Raw genomic sequence first — 15,974 nt, forward strand, 5'->3', positions numbered from 1 at the left:
GCTTTTGCGTCCGGCCGAACAGGCGGCTGATGGCAACCTCGAAAGGACTGAGCCATGAGTTTCTTCACGCTGCCTCCGGAAGTCAACTCGCTGCGGATGTTCGTGGGCGCCGGTTCAGCGCCGATGCTGGCTGCCGCCGCCGCCTGGTCGGGTCTGGCCGACGAGCTGGGCACCGCCGCCGAGTCCTTTGCGTCGGTGACCTCGGGACTGGGGCAGGCGTGGCAGGGGCAGGCAGCGGCCGCCATGTCCAACGCGGCGGCGCCGTACACGAGTTTTCTCAGTGCCGCGGCGGCTCGCGCGGCGGGAGCGGCCGGCCAGGCCGAGGCCGTGGCGAGCGCCTTCGAGGCGGCGCAGCAGGCGACGATTCATCCGCTGGCGGTGGCCGCCAACCGCAATGCGTTTGTGCAGCTGGTGGTGTCGAACCTGTTCGGCCAGAACGCACCGGCGATCGCCGCAGCGGAGAGCATCTACGAGCAGTTCTGGGCCGCCGACGTGGCGGCGCTGGTCGGCTATCACGGCGGGGCGTCGGCGGCGGCGACGGCCCTGACCTCCTGGCAGGACGCGCTGGCCGGCCTGGCCACCTTGAACACCAGCATCGGCAACACCGGCGCCTGGAATCTGGGCATCGGAAACCTCGGCAACCAGAATTTCGGCAGCGGCAACTGGGGCAATGCCAACTTCGGCAGCGGCAACGACGGCAACGCGAACCTGGGCAGCGGAAACCTCGGTAATGCCAACCTGGGCAGCGGCAACTGGGGCAACCTGAACTTCGGCAGCGGCAACGCCGGCTTCACCAACCTGGGCAACGGGAATGTCGGCAACCTCAACTTCGGCAGCGGCAACGGGCACTGGGACCAGTTCTCCGGTTCCTCCAACAACGGCAACCTCGGCAGCGGAAACTGGGGCGACAACAACCGAGGGTTCGGAAATCTCGGCAACACCAATTTCGGCAGCGGCAATACCGGCTCGTTCAACCTGGGTAGCGGCAACACCGGCGATAACAATGTCGGGTTCGGCAACAAAGGGCTGTGGAACGTCGGCTTCGGCAATCACGGCAACAACAACGTCGGCTTCGGGCTCACCGGCGACAACCAGGTAGGTATCGGTGCGCTCAATACGGGCGTAGGAAACTTCGGGTTCGGCAACACGGGCAACAACAACATTGGCTTCTTCAATTCGGGCGACAACAACGTTGGCTTCTTCAACTCCGGAAACGGCAACCACGGTTTCGGAAACGCCGGCAGCACCAACACCGGCTTCTGGAACGCGGGGTCGGTGAACACCGGCTTCAGCAACGGCGGTGACTACAACTTCGGCAGCGGTAACGCCGGCAGTCAAAATATGGGCGCCGGAAATGCGTTCTTCGGCAACGTCGGGTTCGGGAACTCCACATCCGGCAGCACCGGCGCGTTCAACAGTGGTTACTTCGGGGACTACTACTCCTACCTCGGCAACAACACCGGCTTCTTCAACTCGGGCTACTTCGACACGGGGATGTTCAATTCGGGCAGCGTCAATACCGGAATATTCAACTCCGGCAACTTCATTACCGGAATCGGCCACTCGGACACTCCGGTAGGGGCGGTCAGTTCGGGTTTCGGTACCTCCGGCACCTATGTGTCCGGTTTCTTCAACACGGGCAGCGCCACGTCCGGCTTCTACAATGTGTCGACGGCTTCGGACGGCCAGACATCGGGTTTCTTCAACACCGACGGCAGAGGCCTCGCGGGCTTCAACAACACCGGGCTCGGCAGCGCGGGTTTCTTCAACTCCGGCGACCACGTCGCCGGGATATCCAACCCTGGCGTCTACAGCTCGGGCGTGAACGTTTCGGGCAGCGGCAGCTCGGGCGGCTGGAACAACGGCGACGACCAGTCCGGATTCTTCAATTAGCCTGTGCCCGAACATCACAGCTTCATATAGAGTCCGGCGACACTGCACGAGCCTTCGCCGAGCGCCGCCGTACCGGCCTTAGCCTGATCAGCAATCTGCCGCAGATTCAGGAGAAGTCACGTGGGCGAGTTCGACCGGCGGCGACTCCTCATTGCGTTGGCGGCAACGGTGGCGGTCGGCGGACTCTCCCGGTACCCGCAGGCCCGTGCCGATCTGCGGCCGCTGTCACCGTCCCCGGACCCCGGATCGCGTGTCGAGTTGCCCGGCGGCGGCGCAGTGAAAACGTTGCCCGGCAACGGCAATCTGCTGGCGTGGACCGTCGATGACGGTTCCAACTCCGAGGTGGTGCGGCTCTACACCCAGTTCGCCAAAGACACCGGCGTGCGCCTGACCTATTTCGTCACCGCCAGCTACCGGTCGTGGACGGAGAACGCCGCGCTGCTGCGACCGCTCGTCGATTCGGGTCAGATCCAGCTGGGCAACCACACCTGGACACACCCTGACCTGACCACGCTGTCGAAAAGCCAGGTCGCAGAAGAACTCAAGAGCACCGATGCCTTCCTGCGGAATACCTACGGCGTGGACGCCACGCCGTACTACCGGCCTCCCTACGGCCGGCACAACGCGATGGTCGACGCGGTTGCCGCCGACCTGGGCTACCGGGCTCCGACGCTGTGGTCGGGCGACCTGCGGGATTCGGCACTGCTGCCCGAGGCCGACATCGTCAGGATGGCGTATCGGAGCTTCGTCGCCCAGAACATCGTGATCGGCCACCTCAATCATCCTCCGGTCACCCACGTTTACGGGCAACTGGTCGACATCATCCGGTCCCGCGGGTTGCACACCGTGACGCTCAACGACGTCTTCCTGCGACCCCAGAACCCGCGTCAGAACGTCAAAGGTTCTGCGTGACTTGCTGTTTAGCCCACCGGTAGTCGGCCTTACCGGACGGTGAGCGCTGCACCTCGGTGCAGAAGATCACCTCTTTGGGCAGCTTGTAGCGGGCGATATGCCGGGACGCCTCGGCGATGATGCTGTCGGCCAACGCTTTTCGGTCGGTCTGCGCGTCGGCTGCCGGCTGCACCAGTGCGACGACCTCGCTGCCCCACCGCTCGCTGGGGCGGCCGGTGACGACGACGTCATACACGGCCGGGTGCTCGTGAATCGCGGCCTCGACCTCCTCGGCGAAAATCTTCTCGCCGCCGGAGTTGATGGTGACCGAATCCCGGCCCAGCAGTTCGATTCCCCCGTCGGCTGCCCAGCGCGCCCGATCACCGGGCACCGAGTGCCGGATCCCCTCGATGACGGGAAAGGTGCGCGCCGTCTTCTGCGGGTCGCCGAGGTACCCCAGCGGGATCGGGCCCTGCTGGGCCAGCCAGCCGATCTCGTCGTCGCCGGGGGTCAGGATCCGCGTCAGATCCTCGCTGACGACCACCGCGCCCGGATTCGGCGCGAACCGTCCCGACCCGCTCTGGTTGCGACTGGAAACCTGGCCCATCTGTGCGCCGGACTCCGAGGACCCGCCCGCGTCCAGGATGGTCAACTGCGGTAGCAACTCCACGAACCGCTGCTTGAGGGGTGCGCTCAGCGCGGCCCCGCCGGTGACCAGCACCCACAGGCCGGACAGGTCGTAGGAACCGGCTTCGAGTTCGTCGAGCAGCGGCCGGCCGAAGGCGTCGCCGACGATCGACAACGACACCACCCGTTCGCGGCTCGCGATCGTCCAGACTTCGGCCGGATCGAGGTGGGTGGTCGTCGGGGCCATTACGAACGGCCGCCCGCCACACAGGTTGACGAATGCCGCCCACTGCGCCGCGCCGTGCATCAGCGGTGCCGCCGTCATCGAGCCGGGTCCGTCCGGCCGGGACCGCTCCACGATCTCGGCGAGACTGGCCACCGATTCGCCCGAACCGAAGGTGCGTCCGCCCATGGCATTCATGTAGATGTCGTGCTGACGCCACAGCACCGCCTTGGGCAGGCCGGTGGTTCCGCCGGTGTAGAGCATGTACAGGTCGTCCGGAGACGGCACCACGTCGGTCAGCGGCTCGTCGGAGACCGATGCCAGCAGTTCCTCGTAGCGCACCGCGCCCGGTAGCGGGTCGTGGCCGGATTCGTCGTCGACGTGGATCAGCCGCGGCCGTCGGTGCATCGCGGTCAGTGCGTCGGCGAGCGTCGGCGCAAAACGTGCCTGGTAAAGCAGGGCGTCGGCGCCCGCGTTGCCGATCAGGTAGACCAGTTCGTCGGCGACGTAGCGGTAGTTCACGTTGAACGGCGCCACCCGGGCCTGGTAGGCACCGATCATCGCCTCCAGGAACTCGTTGCAGTTGGCCAGGTAGATGCCGAGGTGGCTCTGGCCGGATTCGTGCGGGGCCAACTGGCGACGTTCCCGGTGTGCGCCCAATCCCCAGCCGTGCAGCGCCCGGGCGAAACGGCGGGCGCGTTCGTCGGTCTGGGCGAAGGTTAAACGCCGGTCGCCGAACACGATTGCCACGCGGTCCGGGTTGGCGGCCGCCACCGCCGAAAACACTTGGGCGAGGTTGAATTCCATGGCATCTCCTGCGCCGTGTGAGGTCGCGACGTCTGCGAGGGTATCGGCAGCACAAACTTTGATCCCGTTGCGCCGACGGAACTACCGCCGGTCAGGCATCCTTTACCCATGGATGCCCACGCCCTGCTGGATTCGATACCACCGCTCGCGGTCTATCTGGTGGTCGGTGGTGTGGTCGGGTTGGAGAGCCTGGGCATCCCGTTACCTGGGGAGATCGTCCTGGTCACCGCCGCGCTGATGTCGTCGCACCACGAACTGGCGGTCAACCCGATCGGTGTCGGCGCCGCCGCGGTGATCGGCGCGGTCATCGGCGACTCGATCGGCTATTCGATAGGCCGCCGGTTCGGGATGCCGCTGTTCGACCGGCTCGGGCGCCGCTTCCCCAAGCACTTCGGACCCGGGCACGTGATGTTGGCCGAACGCACCTTCAACCGGTGGGGGGTACGCGCGGTGTTCTTCGGCCGGTTCATCGCGCTGTTGCGCATCTTCGCCGGCCCGCTGGCCGGCGCGCTGAAAATGCCCTATCCCCGCTTCCTGGCGGCCAACGTCTCCGGCGGCATCTGCTGGGCCGGCGGCACCACCGCGCTGGTCTACTTCGCCGGCGAGGCCGCCGAGAAGTACATGTCGCGGTTTTCCTGGGTCGCGCTGGTTATCGCCCTGATCTGCGGCGTTACCGCCGCGATCCTGATGCGCGAGCGTACCTCGCGCGCCATCGCCGAACTCGAGGAAGAACACCAGCGCAAGACGGACGCTGCCGCGGCGTCCTGATTCACCGGTGCCGTTCGATCAGGTCGCTGGCCATCGCCTGGGCACGACGGGCCGCCTGTGCGTCGCCGACGGCGGCGAGGATGATGGCCCCCTTCATCAGGATCTGCCACGACCAGGCGAAATCCTCCAAATCCCGGAGTCCGGCGGCCGCCGCGCGCTCCCGTACGATCGCCCGGACGTTGTCGATGTGGGCGACGCTGGCCTGCCCGGCGGGGTGATCGGGGCCCAACTCCAGCAGCACGTTGATGAAGGAGCACCCCTCGTAGCCGTCGCGGTTCTGGAACCAGTCGTGCAGGACGTCGAAGATGGCCAGCAACTGATCTTCGGCCGTGCTGCCCCGCAGCGCCGACTGCTCCTCGACCAGGCCGTGGGTCCAGAGTTGTTCGCGACGCTCCAATACCGCCAGTACCAGCGCGTTCTTCGTCGCGAAGTGGCGGTAGAGGGTGGCTTTGGCGACCCCGGCACGCTCGATGACTTCGTCGGTGCCCACCGCGCGAATGCCGCGTCGGCTGAACAACTCGTAGGCGGCGCCCAGTATGCGTTCGCGGGCGGGGATGGCAGGCACGGAAGGACCCGTGGCGTCGAGGGATGGCATAACTTGTCTCAGCGTAATCACAGCTCCGACGTATAGACAGACCGCCCTGTCTTGTTATACAACTGAGATCCACAGGGCGATCTTCTGTCTGTCTTCAGACCGCAGGACGGGCAATCCATCGCGGCGCTAATTCCGGCGCCAGTCGATTAGGAGTGCACGATGAGCCTGGCTATTGCAGAAACCTTTTCCACTCACCTGACCTTGAGCACACGGCTGGTGTGCGAACTCGGAGATCCGCGCAGCACGCTGCGCGCGACCACCGACCGCAGCGGTCAGGCCGTAGTGATCCACGCCGGCGGCGAGATCGACGCCTGCAACGAGCGCACCTGGCACCGCCTGGTGACCGAAGCGGCCACCACCGCCACTGCGCCGGGTCCGTTCGTCGTCGACGTCACCGAGGTCGACTTCATGGCCTGTTGCGCGTACGCGGTGCTGGTCGAGGCCGCCGAACAGTGCCACGAGCGCGGTGTCGAGCTGCGCCTGGTGAGCCGCGCGCCGATCGTCGCGCGAATTGTGCAGGCCTGCGGGCTGGATTCGCTGCTACCGATCTACCCGTCGGTGGACGCCGCCCTGACTGGCCGCTAGCCAGTCCGGCTGCAGTAGGCGATCAAGCCGCCCCACCGCAGCGCGCGCCGTTCGCAACCAGTTCGTGGCCAGCCTCCGCCGGCGGCGGCCCCACCTCGAGCACGGATCGCACCGCCGCGCGCAGGTAGTTACGCACCACCGGCATGCCGTGTTGGTGCCCGCGCAGCCCGATCCACTTGGGCAGGTCGATGATGCAGGTGGCGATCAAGTCGACGGCGCTGACATCGCTTCGCCCCCAGAGGTTTTCGGCCAGCTTCGCCATCACGGCGGCGAGTTCGTTATCCAGCGCCCGCAACTGTTCGGCGACCGCAGGCGGCATCGGCTGACTCACCACGTCGGCGCGCCGAACGGTCATCAGGCAAGCAGAGGATCCCGGAAACATCTTCGGGTACAGCAGCGAAGTCTCCGCAGCGGCATGTACCGCATCGATCGGCGCACTGCCGGGTGCGTCCCTGGCCTCGTCGACCAGGCTCGTCAGCAGGTCCAGGAAGCGGCGTTCCGCGCGTATCCACACGCGGCCGAGCAATCCTCCACGCGACTCGAATGCCCGGTAGATCCCGCCGTTGGACACACCGGTGACTTTGGTGAGCGCGCGAATCGTCACGGCTTCGATACCGTCCTGGGCGACCAAGTCCTCGGCGGAATCCAGGACGTAGTCGTGGTGGTGCAGGCGGGGACTCGACACCGTCAGATCGCTCCTTCCTTGCGCATCCTGGCAATTGTCCCGAAGTGCACGGCTTCCTACAGGGAAATCGCAAAGATAGTCAAAGTAATTCGGCTCGGCGCTGCCCGGCAGGTTTGTGCCGCCGTTGCCCGGGTAGCTTGCGGGCATGAGCTCTGGACGCCCCTCGGACAACCTCCCGACTGTGGGTGTGGAGGAGGAATTCCTGCTCGTCGACCCGGACACCGGCGAGCCGGCGCCGCGGAACCGGGCGGTGGCCGTCGAGGCCGAACGCCGCGGAGTCGAATTGCAGCTCGAGCTGAGTAGCTGCCAGGTCGAGACCACCTCGCCCGTCGTCGACTCCGCCGGGGAACTGCGGGAGCAGCTCACCAGGTTGCGCCGCACCGCGGCTGAGGCAGCCGAAGCTGCCGGGGTCCGGTTGCTCGCACTGGGTCTGCCGCCGGTCACCCCGCACGAATTCCCGGTCACCGACACCCCGCGGTACCGGCGGATCGGCGAGCGATTCGGGATGGTCGCGCACGAGCAGGGTATCTGCGGGTGCCATGTGCACGTGCAGGTGCCCGACCGGGCGGCGGCCGTCCACGCCGGCAACTGGCTGCGACCGTGGTTGCCGACATTGCTTGCTTTGTCGGCGAATTCGGCGATCTACCGTAACGCCGACACCGGCTACGCGAGCTGGCGCAGCGTGCTGTGGCGGCGCTGGCCGGTGGCCGGTGCACCGCCGTACTTCGACTCGCCCGACGACTACGACCGCACGGTGCGGATGTTCGTCGACTCCGGGGTGCTGCTGGATGCCGGCATGGTCTATTGGGACGTACGACCGTCAGCGGACTTCCCGACCGTCGAGGTCCGCGTCGCCGACGTGCCGGCCACGGTCGCCGAGACGGTGTTGCTGGCCACCTTGATCCGGGCCGCGGTGATGACGGCCGTCGACGAGCGTGACCGCGCCGTCGTGCAACCGCCGCCGGGGGTGTTGCGGGCCGCGTACTGGAAGGCCGCACACGACGGATTGGACGGCAACACACTGGATTTGGTGGCCGGTCAGGGCGCCGTGCCGACCCGCGATCAGTTGGCCGCGCTGGTGCGACGCGTGCGTCCGGCGCTGGATGCGTTGGACGCTTACGGCCAGGTTGTCGACGAGCTCGACCGGCTGAGCAGGGACGGCAACGGGGCGATGCGGCAGCTGCGGGCCTGGCGCCGTCGCCAAGAGGTGATGGACGTCGTCGAGCAGGCCACCGCCACCACCGTCAGCTGAATCTTCACAGGGTGAGCAGCCGGTACAGGCCGATCAGCCCGACCACCACGATGCTGGCGCGCAACGCGTTTGGCGAGAGCCGACGTCCGTAGCGGGCCCCGAACAATCCGCCGATCAGCGAACCCACCGCGATCAAACCGGCGACCGGCCAGCTGATGCGATCCCAGGCGACCAGCGTGTAGCCAACCGCGGCAACGATATTCACCATCAGCGTGAGCAGGTTCTTGGCGGCGTTCATACGCTGTACGGATTCGGGGAGCAGCGCACCCATCACGCCGACCAGCAGAATGCCTTGCGCTGCAGTGAAATAGCCGCCGTAGACGCCGACCGCGAAGGTGCCCACCACCAGCGTCGCCATCCGCGCGGGGCTGACGTGATGCGCCGAACGTCCGGCCTGCTGGGCCCGTCGGCTCGACCAGGACTGGATCCGCGGGCCGAGCACCACCAGGATCAGCGCCGAGATCAGCAGCACTGGCACGATCCGGGTGAACACATTCTCGGGCAGGTGCAGCAGCAGGTAGGCGCCCAGCATGGCGCCGGTCAGCGATGCGGGGATCTGCCAGCGCAGCCGGTCCCCCTGGCCGCGCAGTTCGGCGCGGTATCCCCAGGTGCCCGACACTCCCCCGGCGACCAGACCGACGGCGTTGGACATGGTGGCCGTGACCGGCGGATAGCCGAGCGCGACCAGCGTCGGGAAGGTGATCAAGGTGCCTGAGCCAACGAGCGCGTTGATCGCACCGGCACCCAGACCGGCCAGCCCGATCAGCACCATGTGGGAAACCGACACCGGGAAACCCTAGACGAGCGGGCCGTAGAGCCGAAATCAGCGGCCGCTCAGGCGTTGTCGGCCCGAGCAGCCGCTGACTTGGTCGTTCAGCTGCCGGTGTAGGGGATCTGCGGCAGGTTGGGCAGGTTCTTCAAAGACGGCAGCGGGCCGCCCTGCTGGAAACAGCTGCACCGCGGCGTTCTGGCCGTTGGTGTCGGCGACCCAGTCGCGCACCTGGGTGTAGAGGGTGGTGCTGGCCTGGGTGGCCAGCTTGGCCGCGAGGTCATACATCGTCATGTTGGTGCCCGGGACCAGCTGGGCGCCGCGCGGGGTGTGTGGGCCGTCCTTGTTCAAAGTGCTGTGGCACTCCTGGAAGCCGGGCGGCGGCCCGCCGGCCGGGCAGCCCTCCAAGGGGAACTGCTGCGCGAAGTCGATGCTGTAGTAGCCGGTGTGCAGGTCGGCGGGGAAGTCGGCCGGGTTGCAGGTCGGGAAGATCTGCGGGGCGATCCGGTCCAGTTGGCCGATCGCGACATTCTCGTCGACCCAGTTGGAGTGCGCGTAGAAGTCCTGTTGGGTGTGCAGCAGGGCGCCGAACGCGGCCCGGGCGCCGGGCCCGTCGGCCTCGGTGTTGCCGTTGAGCACCGATCCGCTCAGGACTATGGGCGAGAAGGTGTCCCAGGCCTGCTTCGCCCGGTTGCAGATGTCGACCGGGTTGATCGAGTTGTCCAGGTGGCGGAACTCGTCGGTGGCGTAGGCGTCACTGCCCATCGCGCCACCGCCGGGCGGCGGGCCGATGAGGATCTGGTTGACCGCCAGCTGACTGACCTGGTCGCCGGGCAGAGCATTGCGCGTAATGGTCTCGTGGTACTTGACGTAGAAGGCCTGAGCCCGTGGTGCGAACACGCCGAGAGAAGTGACAGCGGCGAGGCCGGCCACAACCGCGACGAGGACGCCCAGCGGGTGCCTGCGGGTTAGCGTCATCAGAACTCCGTGCTAGTAGGGACCTTGAAAAACGCGTTACGTGCGTGTTTGTAGACGTTTCCTCAAGAACCCTACGAAATCAATAAGGATTCAGCGATATCAGCATGGGCGAATCCAACCAGAGGGTATTGGACAAGTGCCGAGTAAAGGTTCGGATTGCCGGCAACGCCAATCACCGACAAATCACAACCGCGCTAATACCCTTGTGCACCTTGATGATTCGATGTTTCGCGGCGAAAACCAGGAATCGCAACAATGGTCTTGGATAGGCGATTGATATGAACTCAATATGCGCGACCAGAGTGTGCACCTGCAATAGTTTCTAGAGGTACGGCAGTGTGGTGGTCCGATAGGTTTCGGAGACGTCGCCGAGGAGCTCGGTGAATTTGGCCTGCAGGGTCGCGGTGGCGTCGCCGACCGGCCGGTCGCAGAACCTGCAGTGCGCGACGAACTGCACGTGCTCGCCGTCGCCCGGCCAGAACCGGCGTGGCCCAACCGCAGCCCCGGGGTCGTACTGGACCGACTGATGCGCGCTCTCGCGCAGGATCCGGCCGACGGGATGGGTTTGCGGGCATTCGAGTTTCAGCGTTCCGATTCCTTCGGAGAAGCTCATCGCCGGCCGCCTTCCGCTACACGTCGCTGGCCGTGTACCGGGTCTTGACCGGCGGCGCCGCCAGCAGCGGAGGAAGCTGCGTCAGACGGCCCTCGCCGGCCCGGAAACGGCGGTACGCCTCGTCGTGATCCACCGACTCCCAGACTTCGTAGATCAGCCAGTGCGCCTCGTCGTCCTCGTCGATCCACACGTCGGTCTGCAGATTTCCTCCGAACGCGCGGGTGTCCTGCAGGGCGCGGCCCATCAGCTCGCGGCCCGCCGATACCGACTCGGGCTTGAATCGCAACTCGAGAATCACCGTGACCGACATCGTCGCCTCCCCTTCTGCCGCCGACGAGCGGCGCCGAGCGGGATCGTACTTCGCGCCAGGCCGGCATCGTCAACCGGCGTCGGCGCCACGTCATTCTTTGAATTTTGTTCGTCTGGATTTCGCCTTACGTCATGCGGATGCCGCTTCGAACACACAGACTGACGCCGTCAGCGACCACGCGCCGAAAGGAACCGCGTCAGATGCCACTACCGCGCTGGATGCTGGGACTGCCCATTCTGGTCGCGGCTGCCGTGTTCAGCGGCACCGCGACGGCCGGCGCCTCCCCGGTTGACGACGCGTACCTTGCTCAGCTTCGCGCTGCCGGTTTCGCGTGGGGACCCGAACACGACAATGCCGTCGTCGGGATGGGTCATTTGATCTGCGACGACCTGTACTGGGGCTGGTCGCCGGACCGGATCGCCCAAGAGGTGCACGCGAACCTGGACGGCAGGGGCGTCACGTTCGGCCAAGTCTCGTCGATGATCGACATTGCCCGGGCGAATTACTGCAACTGGTAACGCCGGGCGCGCTGCAACGGGTTACGAGGGTGGTCCCGGCTGGGATCGAACCAGCGACCTTCCGCGTGTGAAGCGGAAAGAATACCCACTGGCCTGCGGATTATCTGCGTCTGTGTGTCGTATGCGCCGCATTGAGCTGCGCTGACGTATCCAGTCCGTCCGGCGAACGGACATAAACCGGACACGGTGCTTGCACTCCCAACCAGGAGCTTCCGGGTTGCCGCGCGCGTTGTGGGCGGCCTTGGCGGCTCCGGGGAGCAGGCATCCCGATGCCCAGCATCGCGCCATCAGCCGCCGCACCGACGCCGTCGACGCCCGGCGTGGGATCGGCATCACAACAAGCGTCGTTACGGCACGGTTCTGCCGGTGCCCCGTTTGACGGGAGGTCGCGAGCGCCCGAGGCCGCCGAGGCCGCAGGGCGCGAGAGCGACAGTGGTCGGCCGGACGCCAACCGGGGCGCCGGCTTCAATTCAACCCGGTCACGACCGGCGGGCTTGTTATATGTGCCGAAAATGTCCGCGACCCGTTGCTGGACGGGATCGCGACCGGCGACCTACGGGCGGTCGACGCATTGGGGCTACGGTTCCCGAGCCCCGAGATGGTCACCGCGGCTGCGGCGCTGTTCGAACCGGCGGCACCGTGGGCTTGTGGTCCCGGGCGTCGCGGCACCGAACCTGAATCCGGACGGTTTCGCATCACCGTCGGTCCTGGCGTCGTACGACTCGGGTGGACCAATCCTGTCCGGGTCGAGAAAACAGCAGAACGGGCCGTCGGTCATCACCAACGTGACGTTGACGACGCGAAGCTGCACGTCAGAAATGACGTCGCACTCACAGCTGGGGACCGTGATCAGACCGTCGTGTCTTCGACACGACGGAGCATTTCGGCGGCCGATTACCGCGGCGCTGGCGCTGTCATCACTGAGTGGTCCCGCAAATCACGGTCGGCGATGTGCCGCACCTTCGCCGAACTCGACTACAGCCCACTCGTCGAGTGCGGCCGCATCCCGGCCATGATCACGCTTACCTACCCCGGCGACTGGGAGGTCGTCGCCCCGGACGGGGCGAGCGTGAAGCGCCATATGGTATTGTGGCGCAAACGATTTCAACGAGAGTATGGCGAACCGGCTCGCTACATCTGGAAATTGGAATTTCAGCGGCGCGGCGCACCCCACATTCACCTGTGGATGGCACCTCCGATGTCACCCGGTCGCTCTGGGCGTAGCTTCTCCCAGTGGCTGTCCGAAGCGTGGGCTCTGGTCGTTGACCACCCCGACCCGGTTCAGAAAGCTCGCCATCGGCTCGCCGGAACCGCCATCGACGTGCGCAACGGGCTGAAAGCCTGCGACCCCAAGCGGTTGGCCATCTACTTCACCAAGCATTCATCACCAAATCTACACGGCGACAAGGAATACCAGCACATCGTGCCCGAACTGTGGCGGCGTCCCGGACGCGGCCCCGGACGGTTCTGGGGTGTGTACGGACTCAAGAAGGCCATTGCTGTCGTCGAAGTCGCCCAGGATGCGTACCTGGCTGCTCGGCGGATTGTGCGGCGATGGTCACGCAGCCAGGCGGTGTACGGCGATTCGGCCAGCAGCTTCCCGACTGCCGTCGTGCCCCGCACAGCCACGCGCCTGGTTCCGCGCGTCGACCGTGAAACCGGCGTCGTGGCGCATCGTAGGGTGCGACGACGGCAAGCCTTCTGCAACCAAGGCGGCCTCGCCGGCGGATACGCGCTAGTGAATGACGGTCCGGCCTTTGCCTCTAATCTTGCCGCGGCATTGTCGGCGGCCCGCCCGTGAGTGAAAGCCTGGCAACCTCAACACTTCCCACGACTTCCACCTTAATTTCTTCGCCCGGCAGATTATTTCGCTTGGCCGTCGCATAAGCCAGTTCCGCGTCTTACAGTTGCGACCATGGTCACTCCTCCGGTCCTGCTCCGGACATCATCGCGACGCCCACCGGCCTGGCAACGCTGGTTGCTCAACGCGATGTACAACTTCGATCGATACACGATCGATGACTGGCTGGGTCTCATGAGAGACCATCTCCAGCGGCCCGGGGGTGCCACCACGATGCAGACCGCTCGTTACACCGTTGATGTCTTGCGCCACGTTAGGGCGCTCACATCGGCCACCGCGAGCCTTGCTTCACACGGCGATCCCGCATCCCGCTCCCAATTGGCCGACGCCGCTCTGGACCTAAAGAGCGCTCTGGATAGGCTCCATGAAGCACGAGATGAGCTGCTGAAATCCGCTGGGGCCGAACGCGTTACTGATGCTGATTAAGGACGGCATCCGCGAACCTGCCAAACGATCCGGACGCAACGCGTCGAGGATGTCGATGCGCGACAGTCCCGTGCCAGCGCTTTCCCAACGTCCGAATCAACCGGGCGTAGATGAGTTCAGCGTGGAGCAGGGATGTTGAGGTTGATCGAGTCGTCCCCATGCTCAAGAGGTGAGTCCATTCTTGCAATGGAGACGAGAGATACCTGGCCGTTGAGGGTGAATGTCCCACCGCGCCGGTGTTTGCGTCGGAACCGATTCCACTTGGGCCAGACGGACGAGTGCGCCGCCATCACCGCGTCGACACACGTCACCCATCCCGGCTGCCTGAGCGCGTTCGCCAATGCGCTGATGACCTCGTCTGGCACACCCGTCGTGGGCTTGTGTGCCGCCAGCCCAGCTTCTTGCCGGGTGTAAAAGTCGTTAAGCGCCTCGCACGAATATCCGATGAGGATGCGTGTACCGTCCTCGGCCGCCGCGTTGTTCAGGATGCTGAGGCGATCGAGGAGGTAGGCGCCGAGGGCGTCGGCTTCGGCGGCTGCCGATGCCTCCGCGGAGTGCATGTCTGCCCGCGTTCGCGCGTAGTGATGAAACGCTGCCGGGTCTGTGAGTATGTCGGCGACCATCAGCATGTCCGTGAGGGATAAGACCCAGGTCGGGTGTTTGACGTCGCCGGCCACTGCCAGCCCGCCAGAAGCAAACGGGTCAATGCGCTCGAACGTGACGATGACCGCGGTGCCGCCGGATATGTCGCCCGGAAGCCGCTCGACCGCCCGCCCGTTTTCAGTGGGTGCGAACGACCGGCCGCTCTCATCGAGGATGTAAGTCAGGGCGCGATCGGTCTGGTCAAGTGCCTTGCCGAGGATCTCCTTGACCTTTGTGTCGACTCGGCCGGGGGGCGCCGCGCCGACCAGATTCGGTCAGTGCGATCGCCTTCGCCTCGACTACCAGCGGCCACTCGGCGGAGACGAGGGAATCGATCTCTCCCCGGTCTCCGGAAGCGAGTGCGTAGTGCTGTGTCGAGTGGACGTTCCCAGTCCCGAACACCCTCTCTAACGCGCCGGCGACCAAGCGTTCGTGCGCGTCCTGGCGGTGCTTGTAGTACTTCTGCGGGTCGAAGCCGTCGCGCTTGGGTTCCACGGCGAGACGCTGGTGGATTGCGTCCGACAGCGACCATGGGTCCGGAACGAAGTATTTCCCGTCGTCGAGCTTGATGCAGGGATGGGTGCGCGCCCGGTTCTGGTCTCCGGGCTCGCGGAACTCCGGTTGGCAGCCGTACTCCGTTGAGAAGAAGTCCAGCATCGCGGTGATCTGCTCCACGGCAATGCCGGTGCTGGCCGCTACTTCGTTGGGGTCCCACAGCGTTATCCCGTCGAATGCCTTCCGCATCGCTTCCCCGACCGCGGGGTTTCGCGCGCCGCTGTTCAGTGCGGCGGTCACTGCGTCGAGCGCCGACCTGAACGCCTGGTTCTCCGATCGGATGTGCCGCCGAGTAGCCCGAATCACGTCCGCGGGGTCGAAGCCGAGTCCGGTTATGTAGTAGTCGCGATGTCGTCCGAATACCTCGGCGTCGATCTGTTCGAGATGTACCGCGTAGCCGGGCATCCTGTCTGCCTGGTACTCCAACCTCAGCTGCTGCAGTAGAAGTTCACGGTCTCCGTCGTCGGCGTCGGCGTTCGCGAGGGACGCGGTGATCATGCGTGCTTGGTCGGCATCGAAGATGTCGCTGATCAGTTGCCCCACACGTTGCGTTACCTCGTGCGGGGTGTCCGCGTCGCCGGCGGGATCCACGGACAGTGCGACACCCACCAGGTACTCAACCTTGGCCGCCCACGTCGATGTGGCATCCCCGTCGGCGAGGCTCTCCGCACCGGTAAAGGCGACCATCATGGCCGGTACTACCACCGAGTTGACGAGCTGGGTGAGGTCCCGACCAGCCATCAGGTCGCGGAGCTCGTCGATTAGCGCGGTCAGGGCATCAGCCTGTGCCCGGAGCGCTTCCAGCATCTCGTTGATGACCGCGTCACGTTCGGGTCCCGGCGGCAGCGACGTCCGCGCTACTCCGAAGCCAGAAGTACTCGTCGTGGATTCGTACAAGGCGTCGGGATCGAACGGTCGATTCTGCGGGAATCCACCAAGCCTGGCCACATCCTGATCGTAGATGCGGCACTTCGTT

14 protein-coding genes and 3 pseudogenes are annotated in these 15,974 nt (G+C 65.6%); 8 read left to right on the forward strand and 9 right to left on the reverse strand.

Going from position 1 to position 15,974, the window contains the following annotated elements:
• Positions 1–54 precede the first annotated feature (54 nt).
• The 3 genes and pseudogenes from L6444_RS17770 to L6444_RS17775 form a co-directional block, all read left to right on the forward strand.
• A pseudogene (locus L6444_RS17770) lies at positions 55–1,323 on the forward strand (PPE domain-containing protein); the annotation flags it as partial.
• Positions 1,324–1,467: 144 nt separating this feature from the next.
• A pseudogene (locus tag L6444_RS31205) lies at positions 1,468–1,893 on the forward strand (hypothetical protein); the annotation flags it as partial.
• A gap of 120 nt (positions 1,894–2,013) precedes the next feature.
• Positions 2,014–2,805, forward strand: a complete 792-nt coding sequence (locus L6444_RS17775; protein WP_236976254.1) for a polysaccharide deacetylase family protein — start codon at positions 2,014–2,016, stop codon at positions 2,803–2,805.
• Here L6444_RS17775 and L6444_RS17780 read toward each other — a convergent pair.
• Complete coding sequence (locus tag L6444_RS17780) at positions 2,789–4,441, reverse strand: acyl-CoA synthetase (RefSeq protein WP_236976255.1); 1,653 nt, start codon at positions 4,439–4,441, stop codon at positions 2,789–2,791. The two genes, L6444_RS17775 and L6444_RS17780, sit on opposite strands and share 17 nt — an antisense overlap.
• A gap of 108 nt (positions 4,442–4,549) precedes the next feature.
• Between L6444_RS17780 and L6444_RS17785 the strand changes: the two genes are divergently transcribed.
• On the forward strand, positions 4,550–5,209 hold the full coding sequence (locus tag L6444_RS17785) for a DedA family protein (RefSeq protein ID WP_236976256.1): 660 nt from the start codon (positions 4,550–4,552) through the stop codon (positions 5,207–5,209).
• Position 5,210: 1 nt separating this feature from the next.
• On the opposite strand, the gene L6444_RS17790 is transcribed toward L6444_RS17785, so the two are convergent.
• Entirely contained in the window at positions 5,211–5,804 is a 594-nt protein-coding gene (locus L6444_RS17790) for a TetR/AcrR family transcriptional regulator (RefSeq protein ID WP_236976257.1), read from the reverse strand.
• Between the two features lie 159 nt (positions 5,805–5,963).
• Between L6444_RS17790 and L6444_RS17795 the strand changes: the two genes are divergently transcribed.
• The gene (locus tag L6444_RS17795) at positions 5,964–6,389 is read left to right on the forward strand and encodes an anti-sigma factor antagonist (protein WP_236976259.1); all 426 of its coding nucleotides are present in this window, start codon (positions 5,964–5,966) and stop codon (positions 6,387–6,389) included.
• Between the two features lie 22 nt (positions 6,390–6,411).
• On the opposite strand, the gene L6444_RS17800 is transcribed toward L6444_RS17795, so the two are convergent.
• The gene (locus L6444_RS17800; RefSeq protein ID WP_236976260.1) at positions 6,412–7,074 is read right to left on the reverse strand and encodes a TetR/AcrR family transcriptional regulator; all 663 of its coding nucleotides are present in this window, start codon (positions 7,072–7,074) and stop codon (positions 6,412–6,414) included.
• Between the two features lie 145 nt (positions 7,075–7,219).
• Between L6444_RS17800 and L6444_RS17805 the strand changes: the two genes are divergently transcribed.
• Positions 7,220–8,326, forward strand: coding sequence for a glutamate--cysteine ligase 2 (locus L6444_RS17805; RefSeq protein ID WP_236976261.1), 1,107 nt, complete (start codon positions 7,220–7,222; stop codon positions 8,324–8,326).
• 4 nt (positions 8,327–8,330) lie between these two features.
• On the opposite strand, the gene L6444_RS17810 is transcribed toward L6444_RS17805, so the two are convergent.
• From L6444_RS17810 to L6444_RS17825, 4 genes are all read right to left on the reverse strand, one after another.
• Positions 8,331–9,113 carry a sulfite exporter TauE/SafE family protein gene (locus tag L6444_RS17810; RefSeq protein ID WP_236976262.1) on the reverse strand — a complete coding sequence of 261 codons (783 nt, stop codon included), beginning with the start codon at positions 9,111–9,113 and terminating at the stop codon, positions 8,331–8,333.
• 36 nt (positions 9,114–9,149) lie between these two features.
• Positions 9,150–10,073 (reverse strand): hypothetical protein, encoded by a 924-nt coding sequence (locus L6444_RS17815; RefSeq protein ID WP_236976264.1) that lies wholly within the window; start codon positions 10,071–10,073, stop codon positions 9,150–9,152.
• Between the two features lie 322 nt (positions 10,074–10,395).
• Positions 10,396–10,686 carry a hypothetical protein gene (locus tag L6444_RS17820; RefSeq protein ID WP_236976265.1) on the reverse strand — a complete coding sequence of 97 codons (291 nt, stop codon included), beginning with the start codon at positions 10,684–10,686 and terminating at the stop codon, positions 10,396–10,398.
• 16 nt (positions 10,687–10,702) lie between these two features.
• The gene (locus tag L6444_RS17825) at positions 10,703–10,996 is read right to left on the reverse strand and encodes a putative quinol monooxygenase (protein ID WP_236976269.1); all 294 of its coding nucleotides are present in this window, start codon (positions 10,994–10,996) and stop codon (positions 10,703–10,705) included.
• A 200-nt stretch (positions 10,997–11,196) separates the two neighbouring features.
• Here L6444_RS17825 and L6444_RS17830 point away from each other — a divergent pair, with 200 nt between their 5' ends.
• Positions 11,197–11,514, forward strand: a complete 318-nt coding sequence (locus L6444_RS17830) for a DUF732 domain-containing protein (RefSeq protein ID WP_236976271.1) — start codon at positions 11,197–11,199, stop codon at positions 11,512–11,514.
• Positions 11,515–11,783: 269 nt separating this feature from the next.
• Positions 11,784–13,315: pseudogene (locus tag L6444_RS17835) on the forward strand (rolling circle replication-associated protein).
• A 602-nt stretch (positions 13,316–13,917) separates the two neighbouring features.
• Here the strand turns inward: L6444_RS17835 and L6444_RS17840 are convergent.
• Together L6444_RS17840 and L6444_RS17845 are read right to left on the reverse strand one after the other, a co-directional pair.
• Positions 13,918–14,430 carry a hypothetical protein gene (locus L6444_RS17840; protein WP_236976275.1) on the reverse strand — a complete coding sequence of 171 codons (513 nt, stop codon included), beginning with the start codon at positions 14,428–14,430 and terminating at the stop codon, positions 13,918–13,920.
• 214 nt (positions 14,431–14,644) lie between these two features.
• A complete protein-coding gene (locus tag L6444_RS17845) occupies positions 14,645–15,946 on the reverse strand; it encodes a UBA domain-containing protein (protein WP_236976278.1) in 1,302 nt (433 codons plus the stop codon).
• Between the last annotated feature and the right edge of the window lie 28 nt (positions 15,947–15,974).

The organism is Mycobacterium kiyosense (genome assembly GCA_021654635.1).
GTDB lineage: Bacteria > Actinomycetota > Actinomycetes > Mycobacteriales > Mycobacteriaceae > Mycobacterium > Mycobacterium kiyosense.